23 protein-coding genes are annotated in these 24659 nt (G+C 42.9%); 22 read left to right on the top strand and 1 reads right to left on the bottom strand.

Annotated elements, in window-relative coordinates:
- The first annotated feature begins 62 nt into the window (after positions 1-62).
- From PH210_RS28715 to PH210_RS28685, 7 genes are all read left to right on the top strand, one after another.
- Complete coding sequence (locus tag PH210_RS28715; protein WP_289990014.1) at positions 63-995, top strand: cation diffusion facilitator family transporter; 933 nt, start codon at positions 63-65, stop codon at positions 993-995.
- Between the two features lie 109 nt (positions 996-1104).
- Positions 1105-1737: a polysaccharide deacetylase family protein gene (locus PH210_RS28710; protein WP_289990012.1), complete on the top strand. Its 633-nt coding sequence runs from the start codon at positions 1105-1107 to the stop codon at positions 1735-1737.
- A gap of 343 nt (positions 1738-2080) precedes the next feature.
- Positions 2081-2218 carry a hypothetical protein gene (locus PH210_RS28705; protein ID WP_289990010.1) on the top strand — a complete coding sequence of 46 codons (138 nt, stop codon included), beginning with the start codon at positions 2081-2083 and terminating at the stop codon, positions 2216-2218.
- 353 nt (positions 2219-2571) lie between these two features.
- Positions 2572-2835: a YhdT family protein gene (locus PH210_RS28700; protein WP_289990008.1), complete on the top strand. Its 264-nt coding sequence runs from the start codon at positions 2572-2574 to the stop codon at positions 2833-2835.
- A complete protein-coding gene (gene panF / locus PH210_RS28695) occupies positions 2832-4274 on the top strand; it encodes a sodium/pantothenate symporter (protein WP_289990005.1) in 1443 nt (480 codons plus the stop codon). Before PH210_RS28700 ends, panF begins: the two co-directional genes overlap by 4 nt.
- A gap of 79 nt (positions 4275-4353) precedes the next feature.
- On the top strand, positions 4354-4593 hold the full coding sequence (locus PH210_RS28690) for a DUF2198 family protein (RefSeq protein WP_289990002.1): 240 nt from the start codon (positions 4354-4356) through the stop codon (positions 4591-4593).
- A gap of 326 nt (positions 4594-4919) precedes the next feature.
- Positions 4920-5111 carry a DUF1272 domain-containing protein gene (locus PH210_RS28685; protein WP_289990000.1) on the top strand — a complete coding sequence of 64 codons (192 nt, stop codon included), beginning with the start codon at positions 4920-4922 and terminating at the stop codon, positions 5109-5111.
- 48 nt (positions 5112-5159) lie between these two features.
- Here PH210_RS28685 and PH210_RS28680 read toward each other — a convergent pair whose 3' ends face one another.
- Entirely contained in the window at positions 5160-5702 is a 543-nt protein-coding gene (locus PH210_RS28680) for a pyridoxamine 5'-phosphate oxidase family protein (RefSeq protein ID WP_289989998.1), read from the bottom strand.
- Positions 5703-5810: 108 nt separating this feature from the next.
- Between PH210_RS28680 and pdxR the strand changes: the two genes are divergently transcribed.
- The 15 genes from pdxR to PH210_RS28605 all read left to right on the top strand — a co-directional run bounded on the left by pdxR (position 5811) and on the right by PH210_RS28605 (position 24331).
- Positions 5811-7238, top strand: a complete 1428-nt coding sequence (gene pdxR / locus PH210_RS28675; protein ID WP_289989996.1) for a MocR-like pyridoxine biosynthesis transcription factor PdxR — start codon at positions 5811-5813, stop codon at positions 7236-7238.
- Between the two features lie 374 nt (positions 7239-7612).
- Complete coding sequence (locus PH210_RS28670; RefSeq protein ID WP_289989994.1) at positions 7613-9298, top strand: serine hydrolase domain-containing protein; 1686 nt, start codon at positions 7613-7615, stop codon at positions 9296-9298.
- Between the two features lie 16 nt (positions 9299-9314).
- Entirely contained in the window at positions 9315-11399 is a 2085-nt protein-coding gene (locus PH210_RS28665) for a glycoside hydrolase family 3 protein (RefSeq protein ID WP_289989991.1), read from the top strand.
- 28 nt (positions 11400-11427) lie between these two features.
- Positions 11428-12681 carry an exo-beta-N-acetylmuramidase NamZ family protein gene (locus PH210_RS28660; protein ID WP_289989989.1) on the top strand — a complete coding sequence of 418 codons (1254 nt, stop codon included), beginning with the start codon at positions 11428-11430 and terminating at the stop codon, positions 12679-12681.
- A gap of 252 nt (positions 12682-12933) precedes the next feature.
- A complete protein-coding gene (gene uvrB, locus PH210_RS28655; RefSeq protein ID WP_289989987.1) occupies positions 12934-14913 on the top strand; it encodes an excinuclease ABC subunit UvrB in 1980 nt (659 codons plus the stop codon).
- A gap of 7 nt (positions 14914-14920) precedes the next feature.
- A complete protein-coding gene (uvrA, locus tag PH210_RS28650; RefSeq protein ID WP_289989985.1) occupies positions 14921-17797 on the top strand; it encodes an excinuclease ABC subunit UvrA in 2877 nt (958 codons plus the stop codon).
- A gap of 255 nt (positions 17798-18052) precedes the next feature.
- Positions 18053-18412 (top strand): hypothetical protein, encoded by a 360-nt coding sequence (locus tag PH210_RS28645; RefSeq protein ID WP_289989982.1) that lies wholly within the window; start codon positions 18053-18055, stop codon positions 18410-18412.
- A 47-nt stretch (positions 18413-18459) separates the two neighbouring features.
- Positions 18460-18774 carry a magnetosome magnetite crystal formation protein family gene (locus PH210_RS28640; protein ID WP_289989980.1) on the top strand — a complete coding sequence of 105 codons (315 nt, stop codon included), beginning with the start codon at positions 18460-18462 and terminating at the stop codon, positions 18772-18774.
- A gap of 35 nt (positions 18775-18809) precedes the next feature.
- Positions 18810-19919 carry a DUF4097 family beta strand repeat-containing protein gene (locus PH210_RS28635; protein ID WP_289989978.1) on the top strand — a complete coding sequence of 370 codons (1110 nt, stop codon included), beginning with the start codon at positions 18810-18812 and terminating at the stop codon, positions 19917-19919.
- Between the two features lie 16 nt (positions 19920-19935).
- On the top strand, positions 19936-20301 hold the full coding sequence (locus PH210_RS28630) for a phage holin family protein (protein WP_289989976.1): 366 nt from the start codon (positions 19936-19938) through the stop codon (positions 20299-20301).
- A 116-nt stretch (positions 20302-20417) separates the two neighbouring features.
- Positions 20418-21347, top strand: coding sequence for an HPr(Ser) kinase/phosphatase (gene hprK, locus PH210_RS28625; RefSeq protein WP_289989974.1), 930 nt, complete (start codon positions 20418-20420; stop codon positions 21345-21347).
- Positions 21348-21367: 20 nt separating this feature from the next.
- A complete protein-coding gene (gene lgt, locus PH210_RS28620; RefSeq protein ID WP_289989973.1) occupies positions 21368-22186 on the top strand; it encodes a prolipoprotein diacylglyceryl transferase in 819 nt (272 codons plus the stop codon).
- A gap of 19 nt (positions 22187-22205) precedes the next feature.
- Complete coding sequence (locus tag PH210_RS28615; protein WP_289989971.1) at positions 22206-23177, top strand: nucleoside recognition domain-containing protein; 972 nt, start codon at positions 22206-22208, stop codon at positions 23175-23177.
- Complete coding sequence (ppaX, locus tag PH210_RS28610) at positions 23146-23790, top strand: pyrophosphatase PpaX (RefSeq protein WP_289990034.1); 645 nt, start codon at positions 23146-23148, stop codon at positions 23788-23790. Before PH210_RS28615 ends, ppaX begins: the two co-directional genes overlap by 32 nt.
- A gap of 4 nt (positions 23791-23794) precedes the next feature.
- Positions 23795-24331, top strand: coding sequence for an acyltransferase (locus PH210_RS28605; RefSeq protein WP_289989970.1), 537 nt, complete (start codon positions 23795-23797; stop codon positions 24329-24331).
- Positions 24332-24659: the final 328 nt, after the last annotated feature.

Below are 24659 nucleotides of genomic sequence, written 5' to 3'. Positions count from 1 at the left end.
TAAAAGCAACAAAGTTTAGAATTAGAAAGAGCTACTCTACAATGAGAGCTGGGGGGATAAACATGGGACATCATCACCATCATCATGGACATTCACACGGCCATTCGCATGGTCATTCACATACAAGCAACAAAAAAGCTTTATTAAGTTCCTTCCTATTAATAGCGGCCTTTATGATCGTCGAAGTTATCGGAGGCATCGTTACAAACAGCTTGGCGCTATTGTCGGACGCTGGTCATATGCTCAGTGATGCGGCCGCACTGGGATTAAGCTTTTTCGCCATAAAACTTGGAGAAAAGCAGGGGTCGCAGGAAAAAACCTACGGCTATAAACGTTTTGAAATTATTGCCGCTGCCTTAAACGGATTAACCTTAATCATTATTTCAGTGTATATTTTTTATGAAGCGATCGGCCGTTTCCTCTCTCCGCCTGAGGTTCAAAGTAAAGGGATGCTGGTGATTTCCATTACCGGTTTGGTGGTGAACATTATCGCTGCCTGGATTTTAATGAAGGGTGACAAGGAAGAAAACCTGAATGTCAGAAGCGCCTTCTTACATGTGCTTGGCGATATGCTCGGTTCGGTCGGGGCTATTGTTGCCGCTCTTCTGATTATGTTTTTTGGCTGGGGCATCGCTGATCCCATTGCAAGTGTCATCGTTGCCGCGTTGATTCTTATCAGCGGGTACCGCGTGACAAAAGATTCATTTCACATTTTAATGGAAGGCGTTCCGGAGCAAATTGATATCAAGCAGGTGAAAGAGGCTCTAAGGAAGATCCCGCTTGTAAAAGAGGTTCATGATTTGCACATCTGGACAATTACGTCCGGCTACCCTGTTTTAAGCTGTCATATCACCATTTCCGATAATGGGGTTCATGATGAAATTCTTTCCCAATCACAGCGTATACTGCACGATGAATTCCATATTGAACACAGTACCATTCAAGTAGAAAAAGCAGCCAATGGCTGCCCCAGCCCGCATGGGACGTGTAATTAAGACATCTGTCAAAGGATGTCTTTTTCTTTTTGGGTAATACTTGCCCCATCACTGAATAACCATTCCATTGTGAACATAGGTTGAAATAAAACACTATGCGGGGGTAAGGATGAAATTAGGAAAGTTATGTTTAGTTTCTTTAGCATTGATGACCATTTTATTTTTTTGTACCAAGGCACAGGCTGCAGAAGGCGGAGTGCCTGTACTTTTGTACCATCATATTCTAAAAAAGGCTGAAAATCCGTTCCCGAGTAATAGCAATATCGTGAGTTACGAAGCATTTTCCGAGCAAATGGCCTATCTTTACAATCAAGGCTACCATACAGCCACCTTATCGGAATTAGCTTCCTATCTGAACGGGGCCATCACCCTTCCTCCAAAAACCGTGGTGATTACCTTTGATGATGGAATGAAAACCAATTATTTATATGCCTATCCCGTTTTAAAAAAATACGGGTTTAAAGCAGGGAACTTTTTGATTACAAACCGGATATCTGAAACCCCGGTTCCGTTCAATCCGACTGTTTTATTTCAACCCTTAAGCTGGCCGGAAGTGAATGGAATGAAGGACGTTTTTCAGTATGGAAGCCATACCCATGGGCTTCACAATTTAATCAACGGGACATCAGCCTTAATCTCTGGATCCGACCAGATTATTTTGCAAGATCTAGAGACTAGCAGGGGGCTTTTAAACACGGACTTTTTGCCTATCCATTTGGCGCCTATAATAATAGAACCATAGATTTGTTAAAACAAACCGGTTTTAAGTATGCTTTTACAACAGCAGCTGTCAATGCGGCTATTGGCAATAACCCATTTACCATTGGCAGAAAGGCAGTCTATCCCTCCACCTCTTTGACTGAATTCAAAGCCTTGATCAGTACCGGCACCTCAAAAAGGCTGGCTGGACCAAAATCGGCGGCTACAAGCTTGGACCTACTGGGGCCATGATAAAATAACATGAAAAAACCTTATTGAAATGTGTTTACTAAATGGATACATTTTAATAGGGTTTTTTTATTTCCAAAAAAGGGAACTTAAATGGATTCTTTTTACTCTAAGTAATTGAAAGAGGGCGTTAAGAAATGGAAAATGATGTTGTATTAGCTCAGCAGGGCGATAAAAAGGCATTCATTCGAATCATTAAATCTGTTGAGAAATCCCTGTATTATGTTGCCAAATCAATGCTAACCGCAGATTCTGACTGTAAACATCCACTATAACCCGATAAGACTATCTGATGATCCATGTCCTTTGCTTGGGAAAATGAGCCTGTAAATCCAAATAGTAACTTAATTTTAAAATCCTACGTAGAAGAAGAATGGTCACGTGAAACCAAATTTTTGGAGGTTGAGTTACAGAATTAACATGATGCTCCTAAGAACTAGAGCGTTAATTAAGGGGGATTAACGCTATTTTTTTGCTAACTTAGGTAACATTATTAAATTTGTACTGTTTCACGAGGATATATCTTGATAGGGTTTTTCGCGCTATTCTCTTTACCGATTCAATATATTTGGTAAAATGTTCAGTATTGGTTAAAAATAACATAACTCTTTGATGAGGGGGAAAACCATTGGACAAGCGCTTTAAAATTGCCCATCGAGAAGCTTGGATAGGTGTAATCCTAGTTGTTATCAATTTCATTTGGTGGTATGGCTTTGGTTACGGTCTTGGCTCTGCCAAAGTCGAACAGTATTCGTACATATTTGGCTTGCCTGCCTGGTTCTTTTATAGCTGTATTTTAGGGTCAATCATTATGATTGTCCTTGTCATACTCGCGGTGAAATTTTTATTTAAAGATGTTCCGTTTGAAGACGAAGAGGGGGATGTGAAATGAATTGGGCTGTCATTACACCGCTGCTTATTTTTCTGTTTATTATTTTTGCTGTCGGCTTTTGGTCCAATAAATTTGTCCTCAAATCCAATTCATTTCTTGAGGAATATTTTTTAGGGGAACGGCAAATGGGCGGGTTCATCCTGGCGATGACGATGGTTGCCACATACGGCAGTGCCAGCAGCTTTATCGGCGGTCCGGGAGTTGCCTATACAAAGGGGTTAGGCTGGGTACTTTTAGCGATGGCCCAGTTAGCCACAGGATATTTTGTTTTGATGGTTTTAGGAAAGAAATTTGCCATAGTAGCTAGGCAGTACAAAGCCATCACCTTAATCGACTTTCTGAAAGAGCGCTATAAAAGTAAAGCTGTTGTGCTCATCTCGGCGGCAAGTATTATCATATTTCTTTTTTCCTCAATGACGGCTCAATGGATTGGCGGAGCCCGCCTTGTTGAATCGCTGACTGGCCTGCCGTATACATATGCGCTGCTGATTTTTGTAGGGTCGGTTCTAATCTTTGTGATTGTAGGCGGCTTCCGGGCGGTGGCGTTAACGGATGCCGTTCAGGGGGTAGTCATGTTTATGGGAACCTTGATTCTGCTTGTTGCGACGATTAAAGCGGGAGGGGGAATCCCGAAGATTATCTCCGATTTAGCGGCAGAAAACCCGAATTTAATTAGTCCATTCGGTGCTGACCGCGAATTAACCCCTGCCTATGTTTCGTCCTTTTGGATTTTGGTTGGCGTTGGCGTTGTCGGGCTTCCGCAAATCACCGTCCGTGCGATGTCCTATAAAAATTCCAAGGCCATGCATAGTGCGATTATTATTGGAACGATTGTTGTCGGTTTTATTATGCTTGGCATGCATCTCATCGGTGTATTTGCGAGACCCGTCATCCCCGGTGTGAAAATTGGTGATACCGTGATGCCGATGTTAACAATGAAAGTCCTGCCGCCATTTGTTGCTGGAATTGTCTTGGCGGCTCCGATGGCTGCGATAATGTCGACCGTCGATGCCCTGCTGATTTTAGTAAGTTCCGCTATAGTGAAGGATATTTATTTGAATTATATCAAGCCTCATGCAAGTGAAGGACAAATTAAAAAAATGAGTTTTAGTGTGACCGCCATTATTGGGATATTGGTTATCTTTTTCGCCTTGACCCCTCCGGATTTAATTGTTTGGCTGAATCTATTTTCCTTTGGCGGCCTGGAGTCTGTTTTTATTTGGCCGGTCATTTTGGGGCTTTATTGGAGGAAGGGCAATAAATATGGTGCAATCACCTCAATGGTTTTAGGAATGGGGTCTTATATTTTATTAGACCGATTATATCCGAATGCTTTTGGTCTTCATACCGTGGTCGTGCCGGTTGTGCTCTCCTTAATCAGCTTTGTGGTAGTCAGTTTTGCTACCCAGCAAGGAACAAAAGCTCATTCATCCTTTTAACGATTCATATTTATGTTGCAATTTTACGAATAAATTTCTAGAATTAATAAACAGATATGAATAAGGTGGGGGGGCCCCTTTGGTTACGTTTATTGAATACCTGTCGGCTTTATTTTTGCCAGGGTTATTGGTTTTGCTGTTTACACGGGTTACATACAACCGGATTATCGGACTCGTTTTAACTGTGGCATTGATTGCCGGTTCTGTTTATAAAGGTTATACCAGTACGTTTGTCCTTATTGTGATTGATGCTTTTTCGTTAACGGCCGGGTTCTGGCTGGCGGTAAAAATGAAACCGAAACCGATGAAACAAGGCTAACTATTCATACGAAACAAAAAACCCAAAATTACACCTTTATCGGTTTAAATTTTGGGTTTTTTGGATTACTTGTTTTTCATATGTAATTCCATTTGTTCCTTATGTTTAAGGTCATGGTTTATTAATCCAAGAAAATAGTCACTGAGTGTCATATCTTCCTTTCCAGGATATTTCTGATAGAATTTTTCATTTTATCACCTTTAACATATTCATAGTTAACTTGAAAAATCTGACCCTCTTCTCTATTCGAAAACTGTCTCTTATATAGTCTATTAGAAAATGTTATATTTCCACTAGAAAGTATATAAGAAGGGAGCAATAAAAATATGGCATTAGAAATGAGAAGTACCTGTGAACGTTGTCATTCCTCGATTGGGGAGGATACGATAGCTTATATTTGTGTCTATGAATGTACCTTTTGCTCTCCTTGCAGGGAGGAAATGAATCATGTCTGCCCGAATTGTGGAGGAGAACTGGTTAGAAGACCTAAGAAACCGCAAAAAATCTCCACAAATTAATAATTAATGTAAAAAGTGAAAACCGCCAAGGGTTTTCACTTTTTCGTTTTATTCATCTTTAACTGTTTTCCCTTGATAAAACATTTTTTCCAGTTGAACAGGGTTTTCTTTTGCGGTTAATTCCACCGCCCTTATTTTATAAACAGCCGTCCTGCTTCCTAAAGAAGAGCGGTATTTCTCCACATGTGAACTTGATAAGGCTTTATCATAATAGCCCGGAACATATTTATCTAGCATTTTTTGCATCGCTAAAACGGCTTCATCTAGATTGTTCACTTTCTCTGCTTCTCCAAATATCATCACACTCATATAGGCAGTATCCGTCATAGCGGGAACTGGATCAGAAATCGTGCCGAGGTCAGCGCTGACTGTAAAACAGGCTTTTGGATTTTTTTCAATGATATTCACTTTCCGGCCTTCACTGGCACCATGAAAATAAATCGCACCATCCAGCCACACAAAATTTAGCGGAATAGTATAGGGAGCATCCCCGTCGGCCAATCCTAAAAATCCTGTTTTCTCTGTATCTAGAAAACGATTTATTTTATCTTGATCTGTACATTCTAACTTTCTTTGTCTCATTGGTATCATAGGGCTGACTTCCTTTCATGCATCATGTTACACTCATAATAAAAGTTAATTGTACCTGTTAAAAGTGACAGTTTTTATAAATTTTACAGGGTCAGAAGGGAGTTTCAATTGCAAATCACTCCATTTTTAAAAAAGGATGCTAACGTTCCAATTTATCTGCAACTCTACCAGTTTTTTCGCGAGGAAATTGAAAAGGGTTCGATTTTATCAGGGGAAAAACTCCCTTCGATCAGGGAGCTTTCTCAAAGCTTAAATATTAGTCGAAACACCGTTGATACCGCGTATCAGCAGCTTATTGCTGAAGGATATGTGGAGAGCAGGGTGAAAAGCGGCTTGTTTGTTTTGGCGTTAGATGAGGTACCCTTGTTACAAGAGGCTCAACACGAATTAAAGATCCACCATGTGGAAGGGAAAACAAATCATTTAATAGATTTTCAATATGGGGATATTGAACTCGAACGGTTTCCATTAAAGGTCTGGAAAAAATGTTTGATGGCCGCCATAGATGCTCCCAGCCATGAAGTGTTCTCTTATGGTGATAAAAAAGGTCATTATGGCTTAAGAACTGAAATTGCTTCCTATTTATATCAGGCCAGAGGGGTTCGGTGTTCACCGGATCAGATCATTCTTGCTTCAGGAACCCAAACAGCGGTCAATTTGTTGATTCAACTGCTTTCACTTCAAAACGAAAGAGTAGCGCTTGAGGATCCGGGATATGACGGGGTTCGATATGTTTTCGAAAGTCAGAAGTGCAATGTCGTTCCGATTTCTTTAGAGGACGATGGAATCAATATAACCGAACTGGAACAAGGCTCAGCCCAATGTGTTTATGTGACTCCTTCTCATCAGTTTCCAATAGGGATGATTTTGCCTGTTCAAAAACGAATGAAACTGCTGCAATGGGCTGGGAAGAATCAAACCTATATTATTGAGGATGATTATGACGGTGAATTCCGTTATGCAGGCCAGCCGATTCCTTCATTAAAATCATTGGATACCAATGAAAAAGTAATCTACTTAGGGACTTTTTCAAAGGCATTCCTGCCTGCCGCCAGGGTTACCTATATCGTTTTACCAGAGCCGCTCGTTGAAATCTATCAATCCAAGCTTTTCTTTTTGAGTCAAACCGTGTCCCCGCACATCCAGGAAGCTCTTTATCGCTTCATGAAGGAAGGTCATTTCGGACGCCATATTCGAAAAATGAGGAAAATTTATCAAGGAAAGCAAGCAGCGCTGTTAAAAGCTATTGATTTATATTTAGGCGACAAAGTCCACGTTATCGGGCAAAAAGCAGGGCTTCATTTATTACTTGAGTTAAAAGAACTCGACGCCAAACAACTGGTTGAGATGGCAGAAGAATTTGGGATTAGGATTTATTTAACGGAAAAGTTTTGGCTGAAAAAACCACCTGCATTCGATCAGCCAATTATGCTCGGCTTTGGAGGGTTAAGTGTGGAAGAAATTAAGTCAGGAGTTCAGAAGCTCGGAAAAGCCATACTAGCAGTAAATTCCAACAGTCAGAGAGTGTTGGAATGAAAATTCAAAAAAATTAATTGTTTTTTGAAATTTTAATTTATATAATGAAATTAAGAATTTTTCTCCAGCCAAATTCTGGAGGCTGGAAATTCCGGATTTAAAAGAATGCGAGATCCTGACTGTTTTGGATCAGGGTCTTCGCTAATTTCCCTTCCAAATCTAACTAATTTTAGAGAATACTAGGAAATATGAACTAATGTATAGAAAAAGGGATGACTTTAAATGTTCTGAAAAAGGGGTTCATAGGCCTTTAGTGGTATAGACAACTATACCTATTTGTCTATTTCTATCATTAATTGTAAGCGTATCCATTGCTAAAGATATAATGGAAGCGCTTATGATAATAAATTAAACAACATATAAGGGGAGGAAGTATGGCGAAAAAAACGTTTATTATCTCATCGATCTGTACTGTATTTTTGGGGACTACCACTGTGTTTGCGAGTGGTGACACTACCCCTGTTCCAACGATTGAAAAGCAAGAAAAAGAAAGTCTTTCCCCAACTCAGAAACCACATCCTGTTTTTTCGTGGGATTCCAATGTCATCCCCAATTCAAGCGTCTTACATCCTGGATCGGCTAGAGGAGCCGGTATGGTTTCAGCACCACTAGAGGAAATTGATCAAGTTATGAACCAAGCGATTGCCTCTAAAGTCATGCCGGGTGCCGTTGCCTTTGTGGCACGCGGCGGAAAAATCGTTAAACAAACTGCCTACGGTTATTCAGCTCAATACGCTGATGGCAAGTTTACGGAAATGGAACAACCAATTCCAATGAGAACAGACACCATTTTTGACCTCGCGTCCATTAGTAAAATTTTCACGGCTGTGTCCGCGATGATTCTTTATGAAAAAGGATTATTCCAGCTAGATGATCCGGTTGCCAAGTACATACCAGAATTTGGGCAAAACGGAAAAGGGCAGGTTACAATCCGCCAGCTATTGACGCATACATCAGGTTTTACAGCTTGGATTCCTTTATATACTCAAGGAAATTCAAGAGAAGATCGGTTGAAGAGCGTTTTTCAGCAGCCGCTAAAGAATCTGCCTGGGACCACTTATGAATACAGTGACCTAAATATGATTACCGTAGGAGCATTAGTAGAGAGGTTGTCAGGAAAGCGTCAAGATGTTTTCGTCAAGGAGAATATTACCGATCCATTAGGCATGAAAGACACGATGTACAATCCGCCTGCCTCCTTGAAAAATCGGATTGCGGCTACAGAATTCCAATCGACCCCTAATCGCGGCCTCGTATGGGGCAAGGTTCATGATGAAAATGCCTGGTCGCTTGATGGGGTGGCAGGACATGCTGGGGTATTTTCAACCGCAGAGGACCTTGCAAAACTGGCCCAGCTTTTCTTGAATGATGGAAAATATGGCGGAGCCAGAATCCTGAAGCCTGAAACGGTTAAACTTTTACTAGAAAATCAAAACGAAGCGTTTCCTGGAGATGACCACGGGCTTGGTTGGGAGCTTGGTCAAGGCTGGTACATGGACGCCCTGTCAGAAGGCACCTATTCATTTGGGCACACAGGCTATACCGGTACATCGATTGTCGTAAGTCCGAAAAATAAGACGATTGCGATTTTATTGACCAACCGTGTACATCCATCAAGGAATACTGTGTCAACCAATCAAACGAGAAGATTGTTTGCGAGGCAGGTGGCTGACTCCATTCCTGTTTCAATTCCTGGTAATCAATCAGCTTGGTTTGCGGGATATGGCGATAAATTAAACAGAGTAATGGAGGCTGATCTCCATCTTAAAGAGGATGCGAATCTGACTTTCTCAACCTGGCACAGGATTGAGGATGGCTTTGATTTCGGAAATGTAGAGGTTTTTAAAGATGGTTCATGGGAAAAAATAGGGGAATTTACCGGGGCCAGCGACGGCTGGGAGAAAAAAGCCCTGACCGTCCCAAAAGAAGCTGAAAAATTACGTTTTATTTATAAAACCGATTCAACGACAAACGGTCGTGGCTGGTATGTCTTGAACCCTGAACTTAATTCAGCGGTACTGAAACTTACTAACAATGACTGGAAATTAAGAGACTATTAAAAAAGGGGAGAGCTGGATGCGTATTGTGCCAAAAGTTTTTTTTCACTCGTTTTTGATATTGGTCCTGGTTTTGTCCGGAGCACCGCTTTTTGGAGCAGGCAAAGCGGAGGCAGTTTCAGGCACTCAGGATCTCATCATTGACCTTAATGTTCCACAGGTTTCCAGGGAGGTCAAAGATAATAAACTAGATTTGAATGCGCTCCATCTATTTGATGATGGCCATTTCATGCTGGCATCTAAAAATCTTCATTGGAAATCATCAAACAAAAACGTAGCATCCGTCAATCAGGAAGGCCAGGTTACTTTATCCGGCCGCAACGGTAAAACGTTCATTTCTGTCGGGGATGGCCAATATAGTGACAAGATTTCAATCCAATTCAAAGGAAATCAAAAGGACATCGTTGTTAAAAAAGAGGAAGGAAGCCGCTATGACCTTATTGGCAACGCCATTCATCAAATGTCACTCGAAGAAAAAGTCGGTCAGATGCTGATGCCGGACTTCCGTACCTGGAAGGGCCAAAACGTAACCGAGATGCAGCCGGAAATTGCCCAGCTGGTAAAAGACTATCATCTTGGCGGTGTAATATTATTCCGTGAAAATACGGTAACTGCTGAACAGACGACGAAACTTGTCAATGCCTATCAGGAAGCTTCCGAGAAATATGGAATGCTGGTTTCCATTGACCAAGAAGGCGGAATAGTGACACGCCTGCAGACGGGGACAGATTTTCCAGGGAACATGGCGCTTGGAGCTGCACGTTCTGAAGAACTCGCTGAGAAAGTAGGCAAGGCCATTGGCGAAGAGTTGAAGGCAGAGGGCATTAACATGAACTTTGGACCCGTATTAGATGTAAACATTAATCCTGATAACCCGGTTATTGGAGTCCGCTCCTTCGGGGAAAATCCAGAGCTTGTTGCCAAATTAGGAAAAGCCTATCTTAAAGGCTTGCATGAAGCTGGTATAGCAGCCACTGCGAAGCATTTTCCTGGTCATGGTGATACAGCTGTAGATTCGCATTTAGGCCTGCCAGAAGTTCCGCATGATATGGAACGTTTGAAAAGGGTAGAACTATATCCGTTCCAACAGGCAATGGATGCCGGAATTGATGCGATTATGTCTGCCCATGTAACTTTCCCGAAAATTGACGATACGAAAGCCATTTCGAAAAAAGACGGCACTGAAATTGCAGTCCCAGGGACGCTTTCTCAAAAAATATTAACTGGCCTTATGCGTGAAGATATGGGCTATAAGGGTGTCATTGTGACGGATGCGATGAATATGGGAGCCATTGCTGAACATTTTGGTCCGGTTGATGCAGCCATTCGTGCTGTGAAAGCAGGCGCAGATATTCTGTTAATGCCGGTTGGAATCCAAGAAGTAGCAAGTGGTCTTTACAATTCTGTAAGGTCCGGTGATATTCCAGTGAATAGGATTGAGCAATCAGTTGAGCGAATTTTAACGCTGAAATTGAATCGAGGTATTGTTAAGGCTGAGTCTGAAAAAAGCTTGGATGAGAAGGTGGCTAATGCGATCAATGTTGTTGGGTCCGCTGAACATAAACAGGTCGAAAAAGAAGCAGCAGCTAAATCCATTACGCTATTGAAAAATGATGGAATTCTTCCGTTACATGCAGCGGAGGAAGATAAGATTGCTGTAGTAGGTTATTCAGGCTATTATGTTGATTCCCTTTTTGCCGAGGTGAAAAAGCATCATGAAAATGTTACGTATATCAATACTTCTAAAACACTAACTGCCGACCAGCTTAATCAAATAAAAGATGCAAAATATATTATTGTTGGAACCTATACATCCTCCGTTAGTGGCAGAGCACCAGATGCAGGTCAAATGCTAATGACCAACCAGCTGATCAATGAAACTGATGCACCGGTAATCGCTCTAGGAATCAGAAATCCATATGACGTGATGTCCTATCCAAATGTGGATGCTTCACTTGTTCAATATGGATTCAGACCGGCCAGTTTTGAAGCAGCAGCAGACACTATTTTCGGGGATAATGCGCCGACAGGGAAACTCCCAGTTACCATTTTCAACCACGATGGAAGTGTATTATACGGATTTGAACATGGGTTAGGTTATTAATTTTTCAAAAATGAAAGGTGGGGTTTGGATGAAGAAAAAATGGATTACCGGTATTCTTGTTCTGATACTGGTCCTTTCGACGGTGACGGCCGCCATTGCTAAAAACGATAAAGAGAAGAAAAATGAAAAGTTTCGTTTGGGTGTGGAAGTGCTTTTACAGGATAAAATCGATTTAATAAAAGGTAAACGGGTAGGATTGATTACTAATCCAACCGGGGTTGATCAAAAGCTTAATAGTATCGTAGATTTGCTTTACAAAAACCCGAATGTCAATCTGACTGCCTTATATGGCCCGGAGCATGGTGTCCGGGGCAGCGCACAGGCGGGACAGTATGTTGAGTCCTATATTGATGAAAAAACGGGGGTTCCGGTTTACAGCTTGTATGGAAATACGAAAAAGCCCACACCAGAAATGCTGAGCAATGTCGATGTATTATTATTTGATATCCAGGATGTAGGGACGCGTTACTACACCTATATTTACACAATGGCCTTAGCGATGGAAGCGGCTAAGGAGAACAATATCCCTATTATCGTTTTAGACCGTCCGAATCCACTTAGCGGGACAAAAGTAGAAGGGCCGGTTCTTGAAGATAAATACTCTTCTTTTGTAGGGGAATACGCCATTCCAGTTCGACATGGGATGACGGTCGGGGAATTGGCACAGTTATTTAACAAGGAATTCGGGATCGGCGCCGATTTAACAGTGGTGAAAATGGATGGCTGGAAACGGAACATGTACTATGATGAAACACCGTTAGATTTCGTGATGCCATCACCTAATATGCCAACTTTGGATACAGCATTAGTTTATCCGGGTGCCTGCCTGATTGAAGGAACAAATGTTTCAGAGGGGCGCGGTACGACACGGCCATTTGAATTAATTGGCGCACCATTTATTAATAGCGATGATCTGGCAGCAAAGCTAAATTCTTATCATTTGCCAGGGGTCACTTTCCGTGCAGCTTCCTTTACGCCTTCAACATCGAAGTTTGTCAATAAACTAAGTAATGGAATTCAGATTCACGTGACTGACCGCAATTCCTATAAGCCATTTGAAACAGGATTATATATTGTCAAAACCATCCATGATATGTATCCAAACGACTTTCAGTTTAGAACACCAGGAAGCAACGGAATCTCCTTCTTCGATAACCTTACTGGGAATGGCTCCATCCGAGCAGGCATCGAAGCAGGCAAATCAATAGAAGAAATGAAAGCAGAATGGCAGCCATCCTTGGAAAAATTTATGGATGTACGTGAGAAATATTTGCTTTATTAAATAAGTAAAGAAAGCCAACCCTTTTGGATTGGCTTTTTTACATGGGTGCGGCGGGACTTTCTTAAACAAGAGATTTAAAAAAACGAATATTAGTTCGCATATTGTTGGTTTGTTTTTGTGGGATTGTGGTAGAATGTTAATATGAAATTTAGAGGATACACTTTCCAGTACCATCCCGATTCGATAACGCGATTCATGCTGAAAGTGATAACGGTAAAAGACTCAGATTATTAAAAAAGGGAGGGAACAGTTGTGAAGGACCAATTTGAATTGGTTTCGAAGTACTCACCGCAAGGGGATCAGCCCGAAGCCATTCGGCAGCTTGTCGAAGGCATCAAAAACAACAAGCGCCACCAGACATTGCTTGGGGCGACAGGAACGGGTAAGACCTTTACGGTTTCAAACGTAATAAAGGAAGTAAACAAACCGACTTTGGTTATTGCCCATAATAAAACGCTGGCCGGCCAACTTTATAGTGAGTTCAAGGAATTTTTCCCGAACAATGCGGTTGAATATTTTGTTAGTTACTATGATTACTATCAGCCGGAAGCCTATGTTCCACAAACAGATACCTTCATTGAAAAAGATGCCAGCATCAACGACGAAATTGATAAACTAAGACACTCGGCGACATCTTCCCTATTCGAACGCAAAGATGTCATCATTATTGCCAGTGTTTCCTGTATATACGGTCTCGGTTCGCCAGAAGAGTACCGAGAGATGGTACTTTCATTAAGAACCGGCATGGAAATCGAGCGTAATCAGCTGCTTCATCGGTTAGTCGATATCCAATATGAACGGAACGATATTGATTTCAAACGGGGAACCTTTCGTGTCCGCGGCGATGTTGTCGAGATTTTCCCAGTTTCCCGTGATGAACATTGCATGCGGGTCGAATTTTTCGGCGATGAAATCGATCGGATCCGTGAAGTCGATGCACTGACAGGGGAAATCATCGGCGAACGTGACCATGTCGCTATTTTCCCAGCCTCCCACTTCGTCACAAGAGAAGAAAAGATGCGGGTAGCAATCGAGAATATTGAAAAAGAGCTTGAAGTCCGTCTCGAAGAATTGCGCGAAGACAATAAATTACTCGAGGCCCAGCGGATTGAACAGCGAACACGTTACGACCTCGAAATGATGAGGGAAATGGGCTTTTGCTCTGGAATCGAAAATTACTCACGCCATCTAACACTCAGGCCGGCAGGTTCTACACCGTATACCCTGCTCGATTATTTTCCAGACGATTTTTTGATGGTCATCGATGAGTCGCACGTGACCCTGCCGCAGGTTCGCGGCATGTTTAATGGTGACAAAGCTCGGAAACAAGTGCTTGTCGACCACGGTTTCCGCCTGCCATCCGCACTTGATAACAGGCCATTAACCTTCGATGAATTTGAAAAGCACGTTCACAATGCCATCTTTGTTTCAGCAACTCCTGGACCATACGAGCTTGAGCATACGCCGGAAATGATACAACAAATCATCCGTCCAACAGGGCTGCTTGACCCAACTATTGACGTACGGCCGATTGAAGGTCAAATCGATGACCTGATTGGGGAAATTCAGGACCGTGTTAAGAAGAATGAACGTGTCCTCGTGACAACCTTAACGAAAAAAATGTCCGAAGATTTAACAGACTATTTGAAGGAAATTGGGATAAAGGTCCAATACCTTCATTCCGAAGTCAAAACGCTTGAGCGGATTGAGATTATCCGTGAGCTTCGTCTTGGCAAATATGATGTTCTTGTTGGAATTAATCTCTTGAGGGAGGGGCTTGATATTCCAGAGGTATCGCTTGTCACCATTCTTGATGCCGATAAAGAAGGATTCCTCCGTTCGGAGCGATCCTTAATCCAGACAATCGGCCGTGCAGCCCGTAATGCCAATGGACACGTCATCATGTATGCGGATCGGATCACAAATTCGATGGAATTAGCGATTAGTGAAACGAAACGGCGCCGAGCGATTCAAGAGGAATATAATATGAAGCATGGCATAACACCACAGACAATCCAAAAAGCGATTCGGGATGTCATTCGTGCCACCCACGCAGCAGAAGAACAGGAAGAGTACACACCGGCAGCATCCTTCAGCAAGATGAACAAGAAGGAAAGAGAAAAGTTGATTGCAACAATGGAAAAAGAAATGAAGGAAGAAGCAAAGGCTCTCAACTTCGAACGTGCTGCCGAGCTTCGTGATCTATTATTAGAACTAAAAGCGGAAGGATAACTTTAACATGGCAATGGAAAAATTGATTGTGAAAGGCGCCAGAGCCCACAATTTAAAAAATATTGATGTTACGATTCCTAGAGATAAACTTGTGGTGTTGACGGGGCTTTCCGGTTCAGGAAAGTCCTCGCTCGCGTTTGATACGATATATGCAGAAGGGCAGCGCCGCTATGTGGAATCCTTATCTGCCTATGCCCGCCAATTCCTTGGCCAAATGGATAAGCCGGACGTCGATGCGATAGAGGGGCTTTCCCCGGCAATTTCGATTGATCAAAAAACAACAAGCCGAAACCCGCGCTCGACGGTTGGAACGGTAACAGAGATTTATGATTATTTACGATTATTATTTGCTCGGGTCGGGCATCCAACCTGCCCTAATCACAATATTGAAATTTCCTCGCAAACGATTGAGCAGATGGTTGACAGAATTCTTGAATATCCAGAACGCACGAAGATGCAAATCCTTGCTCCGGTTGTTTCCGGTCGAAAAGGTACACATGTAAAGGTATTCGAAGATATTAAAAAGCAAGGCTTTGTCCGTGTTCGTGTGGATGGAGAAATGATGGATCTTGGTGATGAGATTGAACTAGAGAAAAATAAAAAGCACTCGATTGAAGTGGTTGTTGATCGGATTGTTGTTAAAGACGGGATTTCGGCAAGGATTGCTGACTCCCTTGAGACTGCGTTGAAGCTTGGCGAAGGCAAGGTCATCGTCGATGTTATCGGTGAAGAAGAGCTTTTATTCAGTGAAAACCATGCTTGTCCACTTTGTGGTTTTTCCATTGGTGAGCTTGAGCCGCGGATGTTTTCCTTTAACAGCCCATTTGGCGCTTGTCCGGAATGTGACGGCCTTGGTTCCAAGCTAGAGGTCGATGTGGACCTCGTGATTCCTAACCGTGACCTTACTTTGAAACAGCATGCAATTGCCCCGTGGGAGCCGACAAGCTCGCAGTACTATCCACAGCTATTGGAGGCGGTATGCAGCCATTACGGCATCGACATGGATATCCCTGTAAAGGATATTCCCGAAAATCTTTTGGAAAAAGTCCTTTACGGTTCCGGACGGGAGAAAATTTATTTCCGTTACGAGAACGATTTTGGGCAAATCCGCGAGGGTCATATTGAATTTGAAGGCGTCATCCGTAATGTTGAACGCCGCTATAAAGAAACAAGCTCCGACTTCATTCGCGAACAGATGGAAAAGTACATGGGCCAGCAGCCATGTCCATCCTGCAAAGGGTACCGTCTAAAAAAGGAAACGTTGGCAGTACTCATTAACGGCAGCCATATTGCACAAGTAACAGACCTTTCCATTGAGGAAGCGCATCAATTTTTCTCAGAACTAAAGCTTTCGGAAAAAGAAATGCAGATTGCTAATTTGATATTCCGAGAAATCCTAGAGCGCCTGGGCTTTCTAATCAATGTCGGCCTCGATTATTTAACGTTGAGCCGAACAGCGGGAACGCTTTCTGGCGGTGAAGCACAGCGGATTCGTTTAGCGACACAAATCGGCTCACGATTAACAGGTGTGTTATACATTCTTGACGAGCCGTCGATTGGACTTCATCAGCGTGATAACGACCGCTTGATTGGCACGCTGCAAAGCATGCGTGATATTGGGAATACTTTGATTGTCGTCGAGCATGATGAAGACACGATGCTCGCTGCCGACTATTTAATTGATATCGGTCCAGGTGCAGGGGTACACGGCGGGGAAGTGGTTTCAGCTGGAACTCCATCGGAAGTAATGGCGGATCCCAACTCTCTTACCGGCCAGTACTTATCCGGTAAAAAGTTCATTCCTTTGCCGCTTGAACGCCGCAAGCCAGATGGACGCTATATTGAAATCAAGGGCGCATCCGAAAACAACTTGAAAAATGTGAATGTGAAAATTCCTCTTGGCATGTTTATTTCGGTTACGGGTGTCTCCGGCTCTGGAAAAAGTACATTGATAAATGAGATTCTCCATAAATCGCTGGCGCAAAAGCTTCACCATGCCAAAACGAGGCCAGGCGTGCATAAGAGCATCAAAGGAATCGACTATTTAGAAAAAGTCATCGATATTGACCAGTCACCGATTGGCAGAACGCCGCGCTCTAATCCGGCTACTTATACAGGCGTTTTCGATGACATCCGCGATGTGTTTGCGACCACCAATGAGGCGAAGGTCCGCGGTTATAAGAAAGGACGCTTCAGCTTTAATGTCAAGGGCGGACGCTGTGAAGCCTGCCGCGGCGATGGTATCATCAAAATTGAAATGCACTTTTTACCTGATGTGTATGTTCCTTGTGAAGTATGCCATGGCAAACGCTATAATCGTGAAACTCTGGAAGTGAAATATAAAGGAAAAAATATTTCGGATATTCTCGATATGACTGTCGAAGCAGCCGTTGAATTTTTTGAAAACATTCCTAAAATCAGCCGCAAGCTCCAGACAATTCTAGATGTCGGACTTGGCTACATCACACTTGGCCAGCCGGCGACAACTCTTTCAGGCGGGGAAGCTCAGCGTGTCAAACTGGCTTCTGAGCTGCATCGACGTTCGACCGGCAAATCATTCTATATTTTAGATGAACCGACGACCGGTCTTCATGTCGATGACATTTCACGCCTGCTCGTAGTTCTGCAGCGCCTGGTCGAAAATGGCGATACGGTGTTATGCATCGAGCACAACCTCGATGTTATCAAAGCCGCCGATTATCTTATCGACCTTGGACCAGAGGGCGGCGACAAAGGTGGAACGATCATTGCTTCGGGAACACCGGAAAAGGTTGCGGAAGTTCAGGGGTCTTATACCGGTAAATACCTAAAGCCTATCCTAGAGCGTGACCGTTTACGAATGAAACAGCAAATTGAAGAAAAAGAAATGAGTGTACAGAGCTAAACCCTTTGGGTTAGGCTCTTTTTTTATGTTTAGGTTTGCTTGAATTTCTGATTTGGCGAAATAAAATGGAATGGGCGCGAAATAAAATGGAAAGTGCGCGGAATTATTTTGAAAACCCGCGGAATAAATTCAATAACCCGCGAAAAAATGCACAAAACCCGCGAAAACGAGCATCAGACCCCTCCCGAAGTCCACGCACCACCAATATTTGCAACCTTTTCTAAAAAAATCCGTTCTGGAAATTCACCCTTTCGGATGTTTAAAAACTACTATTTCCCTGTTGTCATTCCCCATATCATTATCTTAATTATTAATGATATGGGCAGGATCCTTTTCCTCATTGCACAGCTCGGTGTTGTACATATCTATGTAACCCATAAATTTATCTCGAATGAGGGCCCGGGCTACGATGTCGTCAATTCTTCCCTCGCATGGCCGACGATGTTTGAAACCATCACGGCTGATATTTTTTCGTATGAATGGATTCCGTTTTCCGTTATCGGCGCGATTGCCTGGACGATTTATACCTTTAACATGTTTGCCGACGGCCTGCAAAAGTTTTTTGAAAAAAATACCGGACATTCCGCTCGGACCTTTAATTTTATGAAAAATTGAATCTTTCAGCATCCAATTTCGTAAATAAAGATTAGAGGTGATAAAGTATGGATTCGAGAAAGGTTCTTTCTTGTTTGAGTTATTTCAGTATTTTTTTCGCGGGATTTCTGTTTCCGCTTGTGGTTCTATTTGCCAGCGGAGATAAAGTGACCAAAATGCATGCCAAGAAGGCGCTGCTTTCCCACTTGATACCCTTGATTCCCACTCCGATTGTCCTTTTTGCAGTCGTTTACGAAGTTGGAAATGGTGTAGGAGATGTCCCTGTCTTCACGATTATTAGTATTGTCATCCTAGTCATATTATGGGTCGCAGTCCTCATATGGAATGTTGTCAAAGGCGTAAAGGTCCTAGTCACTGAATAGGATTTAAAGAGAATAATATGAAGAGGTGGAAAACGATGACAGAGGAACGAAAGCGAATTTTAAAAATGGTTGAAGAGGGCAAACTGACGGTGGATGAAGCGTTAACCTTGCTGGAAGAATTGGAAAAGGCCAAGCAAACCATGGAGCAAAAGCAGGAACAAATCATAACCGAGCTATCTACGGCCGTTCAGTTTGAAGAAGCGAAAAAAGAAGACCCTGTCAATGCGAAATACCAATCAGCCAAGGAAAAGATTTTTGAATTTGTCGATTCGGCTTTGAAAAAAATTAAAGAAATTGATCTCGATTTGAATTTTGGTCAATCTGTTGATATTTCTCACATTTTCCATCATGGCAATGCCGAACTGAAGGATATGGATATTGATGTGGCCAATGGTTCGGTGAAAATCGCTCCCTGGGACCAGCCGGACGTTCGGATTGAGTGTCAGGCTAAGGTTTACCGAGTTGACAACCAGGATCAGGCAAGGCAAAACTTTTTACGGGATGTGATTTTTTCTGTCGAAGGCCAGAAGCTGCGCTTTGCCACACAGCAAAAATGGATGAAGGTCGAAGCGTTAGTATACGTGCCAAAAGCGCAATATCAGCGGGTTCGCATCCGACTGTTCAATGGCTCGATTTCCAGCGGTGAACTGAAGGTCGAGGATCTTCGGATGAAAACGGCGAATGGAAAAATAACGCTGGACCATGTGAGCGGAAAAAGGGCGGAAGTGGAAACGGCAAACGGAAAAATAAACGTAAAGAACAGCCAGTTGGATGTGCTGGAAGCTGAAACCATTTCAGGTGCTATTAAAGTGGATGGTGATTTTAAAAAGGTAGAAGCCCAGACCTTTGGCGGTACTATAAATCTTACCCTGGCCGGAAACCGCTGCGAATTCATCGGGACAAAAGCGACCACCGGTCCGATTGACTTGTACATTCCAGAGGGGACTCCGGTCAGCGGCGAATTGAAGACTAACCTTGGCGGCTTCCATGTCAATTTGGTCGGGGTGCAAATTTTAGAAGAGAAAAGCGAAATGATTCAAAAATCGCTTCGCTTCCAATCGATCAACCATCCTGATACAATGTTAAAAATAAATGCGGATACAAAAACAGGCTCGATTACGATTAATAAATCAATTGCCGATTAAATAGGAGATTTTAAACATGAGATGGCTAATTGGATGTTTGATAAATGCAGTTTTATTTATGGCGCTTGCAGGATATTTTAAAGAAAGCTTTGAATTAACAGGGTTTACCGCCGCGATTCAGGCTAGCATTTTATTATCCATCTTAAATGTTCTAGTGCGTCCGTTGCTGATCTTGTTTACCTTGCCGGTGACGGTAATCACGATGGGGTTGTTTTTGTTTGTCATCAATGCCATCACCCTCGAGCTAACCGATTATTTGATGGGAGATGCTTTCGAGATTCATGGCTTTGGCATGGCACTCCTTTTTGCTATAATTATGTCACTGGTTAATATCATCATTCACAAAACCATTCTTGAACCATCAAGGTCTTCTAAAAAATAGAGTGCGTGCCATTTAATGGGTACGTACTTTTTTTAGTGAACGAAAGTATGGTTATCCTACAAAAAATGCTAAAATAGAGGGAAATGAATTTTTCAACCGTTGAAGGAGGAAGCTTCTTGCCAAAAGTACGTACGAAAGATATATTGGAAAAATTTAATCTTGAATTGGTGAGTGGTGAGGAAGGAATCAACCGTCCGATTACCACGAGTGATATATCCCGTCCAGGAATTGAAATGGCCGGCTATTTCGAATTTTATCCGGCAGAGCGGATTCAGCTTTTAGGAAAAACGGAATTGTCCTTTTTCCAAGAGCTATCGAAAAATGAGAAAATTTCTAGGATGGAGCGTTTATGCACCGACATTACTCCAGCCATCATTGTCACAAGAGATATCGAGGTTCCAGTCGAATTAATTGAAGCATCGGAACGCGAATCGGTTCCAGTGCTGCGGGCAGGAATGAAAACAACTCGTTTTTCCAGCCGCCTGACGAACTTTTTGGAAAGTAAGCTCGCTCCGACTACCGCCGTCCACGGCGTCCTTGTGGACGTTTACGGGATTGGTGTTTTAATAACTGGTAAAAGCGGCGTCGGAAAAAGTGAGACGGCGCTGGAATTAGTCAAACGCGGTCATCGCCTGGTTGCTGATGATTGTGTAGAAATCCGTCAGGAGGACCAAGACACATTGGTCGGGACTTCGCCGGATTTAATTGAGCATTTATTAGAAATCCGAGGCTTAGGAATTATCAATGTTATGACGCTTTTTGGAGCAGGTGCTGTCCGCAGTAATAAACGAATCACCCTGGTCATGAATTTAGAAATCTGGGATTCCAAGAAGCAATATGACCGCCTCGGCTTAGACGAAGAGAAAATGAAAATTATTGATACTGAGGTCACGAAACTGACTGTACCAGTTCGTCCCGGACGAAATCTTGCTGTTATTATTGAAGTGGCGTCGATGAATTATCGTCTAAAAAGAATGGGCGTCAATGCAGCCCAGCAATTTACCGAGCGTCTTTCTGATGTGATTGAAGACGGCGAACATGATTAATAGAGAGGGGAAATTAATAGATGAATGAAAAGATTCAGCCGCTTAATCCAATCGCCTTTACACTTGGTCCAATTCAAGTGCACTGGTACGGGATTATCATTGGTTCAGGCCTGGCATTAGCACTGTTCCTTGCAATAAGAGAAGCCAACCGCCGGGGATTGCCGAAGGACACCTTTGCCGATTTGATGTTATGGGCGATTCCGATTGCGATTATTTCGGCCCGCATTTATTATGTGATTTTTGAATGGAAGTATTACGTGAACCACCCGGTAGATATCCCGAAAATCTGGAATGGCGGGATTGCCATTCATGGTGCGTTGATTGGATCTGTTCTAACCACGTATGTTTTTGCCAGAAAAAGAGGAATCTCCTTCTGGAAAATCGCTGACATCGCCGCACCGAGTATCATTCTTGGCCAAGCCATCGGCCGCTGGGGAAATTTCATGAATCAGGAAGCACATGGCGGCGAAGTGACCCGCTCCTTCCTGGAGAACCTGCATTTACCTGAGTTTATTATCAATCAGATGTATATTAATGGAGCGTATTACCATCCAACCTTCTTATATGAATCGCTTTGGGATTTTGCCGGCTTTATCCTGCTGATGCTGCTGCGCCGGGTAAATTTCCGCCGCGGGGAACTGTTTTTAACCTATGTCATTTGGTATTCCGTCGGCCGCTTTTTCGTTGAAGGATTGCGCACGGATAGTTTAATGTTGGGAAGCCTGCGAATGGCACAAACGATTTCGATTGCGTTAGTTGTGGCTGCGGTCGCGATTTTAATTTTTCGACGCAAGAAGAACCAATCAGAAACACGATATTTAGATCAAGCAAATAGTTAAAAGGGGAAGATTTGGAGAAATGCTGTTAAACTCATGCAAAAAGGGGTTCCTGGTCGGTCTTAAAACAACATGGACATTAGGGAAAATTATTTTTCCAGTTACCCTGATTGTGGCAATTCTGCAATATACACCGCTGTTACCTTGGGTAATGGATCTAATTTCTCCCTTAATGAAACTGCTCGGTTTATCAGGAGATGCGGCCATTCCGCTTGTTCTAGGAAACTTCTTGAACCTCTATGCGGCTATTGGAGCCATCCTGACTCTTGATTTTTCTGTAAAACAAGTATTTATTCTAGCGGTAATGCTCTCATTCTCACATAATTTATTCATTGAATCCAGTGTGGCCATGAAAGCAGGTGTGAAGCTTTGGGTTGTGTTGGTCACAAGACCTGGCCTGGCGCTGCTTTCTGCTGTAGTCATTAATCTTGTTTGGCATGGCGGCGGAGAGACTGCCAAGTATGGTTTGATTGAACCGAGCACAAGTCATCCATCAGGTGTTTGGGGAATTTTAATAGAAGCAGTACATAAAGCAGGTCTTGGCATTTTGCAGCTTGCGATGATCGTTATTCCGCTGATGGTTGTCATTCAAATTTTAAAAGATATCCAATGGTTGAAAAAGTTTTCTAAGGGTATGGCACCCGTTACCCGTACCCTTGGGATGCAAGAGAACACCTCGACGACAATGGCAGCCGGTTTACTCTTCGGCTTGGCCTACGGGGCAGGCGTGATGATTCAGGCAGTGAAAGAGGACGGAGTCAGCAAAAAGGATATTACGCTCGCATTTATTTTTCTAATGGCCTGCCATGCGGTTGTCGAGGATACGCTGATCTTCCTCCCGCTCGGCATCCCCGTGCTGCCGCTGTTTTTCATCCGTCTGGGTGTCGCCATTGTGTTAACCTTAATTGTCGGCACTATTTGGAAGCGATCTGGACTCGTAAAAAGAAAGGAAGCAGCTTATGATGAACAAAAAAATTACAACAATTCTGTTTGATTTAGATGGTACTTTAATTGATACCAACGAATTGATTATTACAACTTACTTGCACACACTTGAAAAATATTACCCAAGCCGGTTCCAGCGGGAGGATGTTCTGCCGTTTATCGGACCAACCCTTCATGAAGCATTTGGCAGCATCGATCCTGACCGGGTCGAGGAAATGATTTTAGAATACCGCGCCTTTAATATCGCTAATCACGACGAGTTGGTTAGAGAATTCGAGGGTGTGCTTGAGACGGTTAAGACTTTAAAAGAAAAAGGATATAAGCTCGGGGTTGTGACCACAAAACGGCATGATGTTACCTTGAAGGGTCTGCGTTTGATGGGGCTTGAATCATTTTTTGAAGTGATTGTGGCCTATGATCATGTAAGCAAAACCAAGCCGGATCCGGAACCAATCTTTAAAGCATTAGAACAGCTTGGTTCGGCGCCAGACGAAGCCATCATGGTCGGCGATAATTATCATGATATCTTGGCTGGAAAAAATGCCGGAACTCAAACGGCCGGCTGTGCCTGGTCGATTAAGGGCAGAGAGTATATTGCCAAATATGAACCTGATTACATCCTGGAGAACATGGCTGATTTATTACCAATCCTCGGAGTGTGAGAATATGAGGAATACGACCCGCTATCCTGTTGAAGGGGCGAACTCCCTTTGGCATGTTTACAAAACGGTGCCATTTTGGAAGGTTGTCAAAAATTTTATTGTCATCCAGATGGCCCGCTATACACCATTTTTAGGGATGAAAAATTGGCTGTATCGCACGTTCCTTGGTCTAAAGGTTGGGGATCAGACCTCGTTCGCCTTAATGGTTATGCTGGACGTAATGTTTCCCGAAAAAATTAGTGTAGGCCGCAATACGGTAATCGGCTATAATACGACGATTTTAGCCCATGAGTATTTGATAAAAGAATACCGGCTTGGACCAGTCGAGATTGGCAGCGAAGTGATGATCGGTGCGAATTCCACAATCCTTCCCGGAGTCACAATTGGTGACGGAGCGATTATCTCGGCCGGTACCTTGGTACATAAAGATGTACCTGCTGGGGCGTTCGTCGGTGGAAACCCGATGCGGGTCATTTATACGAAGGAACAGCTAGCAGAGCGCTGGGCCGAAGACGTGATTTATGGTAAAAAGAATTTTTAGTCTGGTCTTTGTGACCAGGCTTTTTTTTGTGCTTTTTCTTTATGGTGGATTCGGAATGGAAAGCGATCTTGCGAAATAAATGAAAAATTGTGCGAAATAAATTTAAAAATGCGCGAAATAAACTGGGAAGTGTGCGAAAATAATGCTCAAATTCGCGGAAAAAGATCAAAAACCCGCGAAATGGATGGCAGTTCGCGGAATAAATAGGAAAGTCTGCGGAATTCCAGCTCGAATCGATAAAGTCCATATAATTGTGTAAAAACAAAGAGTCATTTTATTCACTCTTGGCAACACTGTTTTCAGCGACGATAAACAATGAAAAGAGGAT

This window comes from Paenibacillus sp. BSR1-1 (assembly GCF_030403775.1).
In the GTDB taxonomy this organism is placed as follows: domain Bacteria; phylum Bacillota; class Bacilli; order Bacillales; family Cytobacillaceae; genus Neobacillus.
The sequence above is the reverse complement of the archived record's forward strand: the minus strand, read 5'-3'. Positions and strand labels throughout refer to the sequence as shown.

Bases quoted from the DNA above. Each gene is read 5' to 3' on its own strand.
- PH210_RS28630 (WP_289989976.1), top strand. From the start codon at position 19,936: ATGAGATGGCTAATTGGATGTTTGATAAATGCAGTTTTATTTATGGCG.
- PH210_RS28660 (WP_289989989.1), top strand. From the start codon at position 11,428: ATGAAGAAAAAATGGATTACCGGTATTCTTGTTCTGATACTGGTCCTT.
- PH210_RS28670 (WP_289989994.1), top strand. From the start codon at position 7,613: ATGGCGAAAAAAACGTTTATTATCTCATCGATCTGTACTGTATTTTTG.
- PH210_RS28605 (WP_289989970.1), top strand. From the start codon at position 23,795: ATGAGGAATACGACCCGCTATCCTGTTGAAGGGGCGAACTCCCTTTGG.
- PH210_RS28635 (WP_289989978.1), top strand. From the start codon at position 18,810: ATGACAGAGGAACGAAAGCGAATTTTAAAAATGGTTGAAGAGGGCAAA.
- panF (WP_289990005.1), top strand. From the start codon at position 2,832: ATGAATTGGGCTGTCATTACACCGCTGCTTATTTTTCTGTTTATTATT.
- PH210_RS28665 (WP_289989991.1), top strand. From the start codon at position 9,315: ATGCGTATTGTGCCAAAAGTTTTTTTTCACTCGTTTTTGATATTGGTC.
- PH210_RS28685 (WP_289990000.1), top strand. From the start codon at position 4,920: ATGGCATTAGAAATGAGAAGTACCTGTGAACGTTGTCATTCCTCGATT.
- PH210_RS28680 (WP_289989998.1), bottom strand. From the start codon at position 5,702: ATGATACCAATGAGACAAAGAAAGTTAGAATGTACAGATCAAGATAAA.
- PH210_RS28640 (WP_289989980.1), top strand. From the start codon at position 18,460: ATGGATTCGAGAAAGGTTCTTTCTTGTTTGAGTTATTTCAGTATTTTT.
- PH210_RS28615 (WP_289989971.1), top strand. From the start codon at position 22,206: ATGCTGTTAAACTCATGCAAAAAGGGGTTCCTGGTCGGTCTTAAAACA.
- PH210_RS28645 (WP_289989982.1), top strand. From the start codon at position 18,053: ATGTTTAAAAACTACTATTTCCCTGTTGTCATTCCCCATATCATTATC.
- PH210_RS28715 (WP_289990014.1), top strand. From the start codon at position 63: ATGGGACATCATCACCATCATCATGGACATTCACACGGCCATTCGCAT.
- uvrA (WP_289989985.1), top strand. From the start codon at position 14,921: ATGGCAATGGAAAAATTGATTGTGAAAGGCGCCAGAGCCCACAATTTA.
- PH210_RS28705 (WP_289990010.1), top strand. From the start codon at position 2,081: ATGGAAAATGATGTTGTATTAGCTCAGCAGGGCGATAAAAAGGCATTC.
- ppaX (WP_289990034.1), top strand. From the start codon at position 23,146: ATGAACAAAAAAATTACAACAATTCTGTTTGATTTAGATGGTACTTTA.
- PH210_RS28710 (WP_289990012.1), top strand. From the start codon at position 1,105: ATGAAATTAGGAAAGTTATGTTTAGTTTCTTTAGCATTGATGACCATT.
- lgt (WP_289989973.1), top strand. From the start codon at position 21,368: ATGAATGAAAAGATTCAGCCGCTTAATCCAATCGCCTTTACACTTGGT.